Genomic DNA, 6066 nt, shown 5'->3' on the forward strand with positions numbered 1-6066 from the left:
CCTAAGAAAAGAGGAGGTAATGATAAATGAGTTCTAAAGGAATTGGTCGCGCCGTGTACTTGGAGACTTGTTCGCACGGTGCCAAGGGGACGAAACAGGAGTAATCCTGTCGATTTACCCAATCCTTTCATAGGGGAGCCAAAGCTAGCCCGCAGATTTGCACGTTTCCCGGGCTAGCTATTGACGCGGATGTTTTACCAACCACTCTTTTATAATAGCACAAATAATCTTTTAGTGTAGCATATTTTGAAAATATTTGTAACAATTTTGTAGGGAGTAGGGAAGAGGGAATAGGGTCAAGATATCTGAGGAGTTTTTTGGGGTTTTGGTGATATCATGATCTAGTTAGAGGTGGTATAGAAAAAATGCGATCGCTTTTTGAGAGCTTACTTATTTATAGTCATTACAATCCTACTGAGTTAACCTTGATAGAGGGCTGAAGGGGGGATGAAGAAGCGATCGCAGTATTTGGATTTTCTGCCAATCGGTACAACTGAACTAACCAATGCCTGGGGAGTCTCTGCTATAATTATAAAATTATGCAAAGTTAATTCATAGATATGGGTTTTCGGGCTAAGAGTGCACAGGAAGTATATCGTTATGCTTTGAGGCTAGATGAGCCACATCGGAGTCTTACAGATAGGTTTGGCTTCAGCCTCGTTTTTGTCAATGATGGTTCGCCAGTGTGCATAGAATTCCTGCAACGTTATTTTGTTGACTTATGCCATCGAACAGCAGACCGCATTCGTTTTATCTTTTTTTCTAACCTTGATGAGCGAAAATTAGAACGAACGGTCATGAGAAGACGCGAAAGTCGGCTTCAAATCATTCTTAGAAGAATGCTTACTTCGGTGAGACGTCGCTATCCTTATTGGCAAGATGAATATCTTGACATGGAACCTTGGGATGAATTGCGACCAAGAGGATTTGATCCTGTTCATTCCCCTGAGCGAACACTCAGAAATTTAAATTGGAGGATTCAAAAACTTTCTACTGTGCCAGGAGTTAAAGAAGCATTTCGTTTTGCCCAACAACTAGGCATAGGTCGTCATGTTCCCTGTATTGTGGCATTTAATGATATTGGTTCTCTATCAGTTGATGTGATGCCAATCAGGGGAATGACTCCTAGGGAGATTTACGACCATGTTAGAGAATGGGTTGACAGTTTTTATGAGAAGAATCAGGTAATTTTTGATTATTGGTCAGAAGTTGAAAGAGAAATTAACCGGTTACATAAAAAATCGCAAATTCCTCTGCATAAAATTAATGAATGGGAATATCACTGTCGAAAGCTTTGGAATGAGTTAAGGATTATTGCTAATGTCATTTCTGAAATTTCATTACTAAATTACAATGATAGAGTTGAGTTTTTCCAAATAATTAATAAATACATTAGAATTAATGAATACATTAGAATACTCCCTAATAAAATTATTAAATATGTTAAAAATTTTCAACAAAATAATTATAACTATAATCCTTGTAGCAATCAAGTAATTATAAATAATTTATTAGATTTAGAAAACAAGTTGGTAAATAATCTAGATTTTGAACAACTATATAATCAATTAAAAATAATTCGTGAACAGCCAACATTTTATAGAAAATATTGTCAGGAACTTATAAAGTATCAAACTATTATTCACGAAAGATATATTCTCACTAAGGAGGTAAAATGGCCTGTTTACGAATATTTGGACTGGTGGAAAAAAGCTGCAAATATCGGACTTAGTTGGAAAAAGTTTAAAGATACTCGAAATGCTTGGATACATATTCTTGATCCATCTTACCATAATGTTCGGATTCGGGATGAATTTAAGTATATTTTCCAGTTTATTCGCCAGTTTCCTTTATCCATAAATCCTAATGAAGGTGCTGAAGCAGCAATCCTTGAACTTGCCAAATACTATACTGTTGATCCAGAGAATCAGCAGTGGCTTATTGCTACAGAAGAGTTTCGTGATCGGATAATTAACTACATCAATATAATCCAGAAAACTTGTCCAAGATGGCTCATAGAAAATAATCCAAATCTAACAATTCGTGATGCAATTCCCTTAGGGAATGAACCAGGGAGTTATGGTAAGATTGATAGTTTGCCAAAAGATCATCCATTACTCACTACAATCACTGCAATTTCAGAAAATCATGAAAGTCGTGATCAACAGAATAAACTAATTGCTGATGAATGTCGTAGTCAATGTTTACAAGCAATCAGAAAATATATTGAAAAATATACATTAGGTGATGATGAATTTAATCAAATGCGTTCTAATTTTATCAATCTTCTTCGGGAACATAGAAATCAATTAGAAGCTAAGGTTAATAAAAGTAAAGAATCAATCCTTTCAGTCGGTTTATTCCAGAAACAAATAACTCCTGAAGAAATCCAGAAACTTAAAAATGAACTAGATAACTATCAAGCTATTGTGAGGACAATTGTTTATCCTCACAAAGCAGATCCTAAAATTATTAATTTATCCGTATCCCAAAAAAAATTAGTAGAAGCTTTTGGTTTAAATTATACAGATCGAGATCTATCCAATAATAATATAAATCAAAATTATATTAATAATTTAAAACAAAAAATTGATGTTATTCCAAAAAAAGAACAAAAAAATTTAGAACGATATAATCAGGTTACTGAAATAGCTAAACTAGCTTCTCCACAAGATGCTTTATCCTATGCTTTAAAAGAAACAATTCCTCCATCCATAATTGAAAAAGCTTTTACTAATCCTGAAAACATAAATTTTAATGAAAATATTGGTACTTTAGTAAAATCTGGTAATATTGTTATACCATTACTCAAGTTAACTGAAAACGATTTAACTAAAGTTATTAAGGTACTTTCTAAATATACAGACCATCTTTTTATAAAATTTAATGACAAAACACACCCTGTTGAACAGATTATGATTTTGATTGGGGCAGATGTTATTCCAGCACTGAATCATATACAAAATATAAATATAAATATTAACCAAATTAAGGATAGTACAATGATAAATTCACAAACTAAAATCTTCTCTGAATTAGAGCAAGATGATATTGTAAAACTTGAATTATATTTATATAAAATATTTACAAATATTGATTCTATACAAGGAAGGAAAGGGCTTCTAAGTAACGGGGGCGTTAATCAATATTTTATTGGTAATCTTGATTTTAATCTAAATATTAGTGAATTTATTACCATTTTAGTTGCAAAATTTAAACAATATAGAGTTTCTAGTCGAAAACCAGATTATCATCCTCTCATTAGCTTTTTAGAGTATCTGATTGAACAAGGAGAAAGATATAATTTAGATGATCAAGACATAGATATTTTATGTAAAATACTGGCTTTTGGTAAACAAAAACTTCAATTATTTACAACGGAAAATACCCAAATTAAACCTAATTTAGTTATTTCTAAAATTGGAAATTCAGAACCCGTTATTGGTATAATTACGGCACTACCAAAAGAATATGTAGCTGTTCAAGCTGTATTTGACCAAGGGCAAGAGGAAAAGAAACCAGGAAAAGGGGCGGGGCGACGATATTGGTTAACGGATGTTGCCGATAGTAATGGGACTCCTCAAATAGTAGCTGTAACTTTAGCTGATATGGGAAATAATGCAGCAGCCATGGGAGCAACAACTATGTTGTCCCATTATCCTATGGTACAATCAATTATTATGTGTGGGATTGCTGGAGGTGTTCCTCATCCTACCAAAGTTGAAGACCATGTACGTTTAGGTGATATTATTGTTTCTAACAAGAAGGGGATTGTGCAGTACGATTTTGATAAGGAGTCCCAACAGTTTACGGAAATTCGTGCTATGCCAGTTCCCGCTAGTGCAGAGTTAGTGGAAGCTGCAAAATATTTGCGTGTTAATGAAATGTTAGGGCAACGACCTTGGGAAGATGTTATTCTAAAAGCCTTACAAAAGCTAAACTGGCAACGTCCCCCTCAAGAAACGGATCTGCTTCATTCTTCTGAGCAACCAGATCAGGTAATTCCACATCCACAAGACTCAAAAAGACTCCAAGATCAGCCTAAAATTTTCTTAGGTGCCATTGGTTCTGCGAATAAACTCCTTAAAAATCCGCAGAAACGCGATATGTTACGGAAGCAATTTGGGGTTAAGGCTATTGAAATGGAAGGTTCTGGTGTTGCGGATGCCACTTGGAATCATGGAATAGGTTATATTGTGGTTCGTGGTATTTGTGACTATTGTGATTCTCACAAATCCGATACTTGGCAACAGTACGCGGCAGTCACAGCAGCTGCTTATGTGCGTACTTTATTGAGTTCAATGTGATGTTAATTAAGGGTTTAAAGTGGTTTCAACCACTTGTCTCAATCTTTTCCAGACTATTTCTCCTTTGAACTTTTCCCAGAATGATGAAGGTTGGTCATAAAAATAAAGTTGTTCGTCACTTAAGCAGTAAACAACAGGTACTCTGTACCATAATGTATCTGTCTCAAAATCCAAAGGATTTTCTGTTCGTATACTCTTCTTAATTTCTGGTTCTAAATCCTTAACAATAGCTATAGCAAAGCAAACATTAGAAGGAACTCTTGCATTAAGAACTTGTCCAAAACTAGATATAGTAGTTTTTTCTTTTCCATAGTCTAAGCATTGACTAGAATATTGTTGTAAAATTTTACTATTAATAGAGGGTAAGTAAGAGAATATGAAAAAAGCATACCCTCTCATATTAAAGACTCCGAAAGGAATTTCAAAATTAGGAATTTTACTGACAAGCTTAAATTGTTGTTCTTCATGTTTAACATCATACTTAAAATCTAAACACCCTTGATATCTTAATTTTTCTTCAACCTTGTCCAAATAGTTATCAATTTTATCGTTAGTTTCACTAAAATTAGGATCATCACTAATTTTAGTGACTAAAGTTTTTATTTGTTCTCCGCCAATAGTACGGATTTTTTGAAATAGTTTGAGATCTTGTTCAGTTAAGTTATATTTTTGTGGAGGTTGTTGAAGGATATATTGTGAAAACAAGAGTAGGGGATGATAATATGGGTTTTGAAGGGATACTCGATAGTCTTTAAACTGAGAGACTAAACTAGTGATAAATTCATTAATGTTGGAATTAAAATTTAGCCTATTAATAAAGTATTCATCAACTCCAGCATTGGTAAGAATACCTCTTCTTCCTGCAATGCCATCAATATTAATAAAGATATTTAGTAATGATGCTTCTAGTTCGACAGTAAGATAGTCTTGTGATAGATATGAGAATATTTTAGTGTTTGGCACTTTCCTTAACCTCCACTAATTTAGTTTAAATTTAGTTTATAAGTTTTGAGAGTCGTCAGCATCCTGAAGGTTGGTCATAAAAAGCAAGGTTTCCTTGATTTTGCTATACACCCACTTCCCACTCCTTACCATGACTAGAGAATTTACCCCTCTCATAAATACTCCCTTTGGGGTGCATCTCTTCCTTCAAGTCAGTGAGATGAGCACGTACTGCCATGTATTCACCTTGAATTGCTATGAGGATAACCGCACAAGACATAGGTTGAACCTGTTAGTTGAATTAATTTACTTTATTGTAGCTATTTTTTTTAGCTGTGTGCTCTTAAATTATCATATTTACCAACATTAAAAAATTCTCTAACGGCAATTTAAATGATTAGCATTTAACTAATTATAGTATAATTTAAAGTATAAATTAACAAACTAACTTAAGCAACAACGAAAGGGCTATGGACGACCAACAGATACTCCAAGTGTTTATGCTCGAATACGAAAAATTGAAAGAAGAGCAAGCCCAGCGTATTGGCTTCCGAGACCAGATGATTTATATAACCCTAGGAATCTTTGGTGGTATTCTCTCCTTCGCCCTCTCCAATAAGACTAATTCCTATGCCCTTCTAGTAATTCCTTGGGTTTGTCTAATTCTAGGATGGACTTACTTAGTCAATGATGAAAAGATTTCCGCCATTGGCAAGTATCTTCGCTTAACTCTAACTGAAAAAATCAAAGCCCAGACCGGCCATACCGACCTTGAGTCTATCTTTGGCTGGGAAATCGCTCATAGAAGCGATCGACG

Annotated in this window: 4 protein-coding genes and 1 pseudogene; 2 read left to right on the forward strand and 3 right to left on the reverse strand. The window is 34.2% G+C overall.

Translation table 11 applies throughout. The annotated features are described in order from the left end of the window. Window positions 1-419: 419 nt before the first annotated feature. Window positions 420-545, reverse strand: a complete 126-nt coding sequence (locus F6K51_RS34820) for a hypothetical protein (RefSeq protein WP_293030016.1) — start codon at window positions 543-545, stop codon at window positions 420-422. Between the two features lie 15 nt (window positions 546-560). On the opposite strand from F6K51_RS34820, the gene F6K51_RS34825 reads away from it, so the two are divergent. Continuing rightward, complete coding sequence (locus F6K51_RS34825) at window positions 561-4307, forward strand: hypothetical protein (protein WP_293030019.1); 3747 nt, start codon at window positions 561-563, stop codon at window positions 4305-4307. 6 nt (window positions 4308-4313) lie between these two features. On the opposite strand, the gene F6K51_RS34830 is transcribed toward F6K51_RS34825, so the two are convergent. Continuing rightward, complete coding sequence (locus tag F6K51_RS34830; RefSeq protein WP_293030023.1) at window positions 4314-5270, reverse strand: hypothetical protein; 957 nt, start codon at window positions 5268-5270, stop codon at window positions 4314-4316. A gap of 103 nt (window positions 5271-5373) precedes the next feature. Further along, on the reverse strand, window positions 5374-5529 hold the full coding sequence (locus F6K51_RS34835; RefSeq protein ID WP_293030026.1) for a hypothetical protein: 156 nt from the start codon (window positions 5527-5529) through the stop codon (window positions 5374-5376). A gap of 190 nt (window positions 5530-5719) precedes the next feature. On the opposite strand from F6K51_RS34835, the pseudogene F6K51_RS34840 reads away from it, so the two are divergent. Next, a pseudogene (locus F6K51_RS34840) lies at window positions 5720-6066 on the forward strand (hypothetical protein); the annotation flags it as partial.

This window comes from Moorena sp. SIO3I8 (genome assembly GCF_010692325.1).
Lineage (GTDB): Bacteria > Cyanobacteriota > Cyanobacteriia > Cyanobacteriales > Coleofasciculaceae > Moorena.

Bases quoted from the DNA above. Each gene is read 5' to 3' on its own strand.
- F6K51_RS34825 (WP_293030019.1), top strand. From the start codon at position 561: ATGGGTTTTCGGGCTAAGAGTGCACAGGAAGTATATCGTTATGCTTTG.
- F6K51_RS34835 (WP_293030026.1), bottom strand. From the start codon at position 5,529: ATGTCTTGTGCGGTTATCCTCATAGCAATTCAAGGTGAATACATGGCA.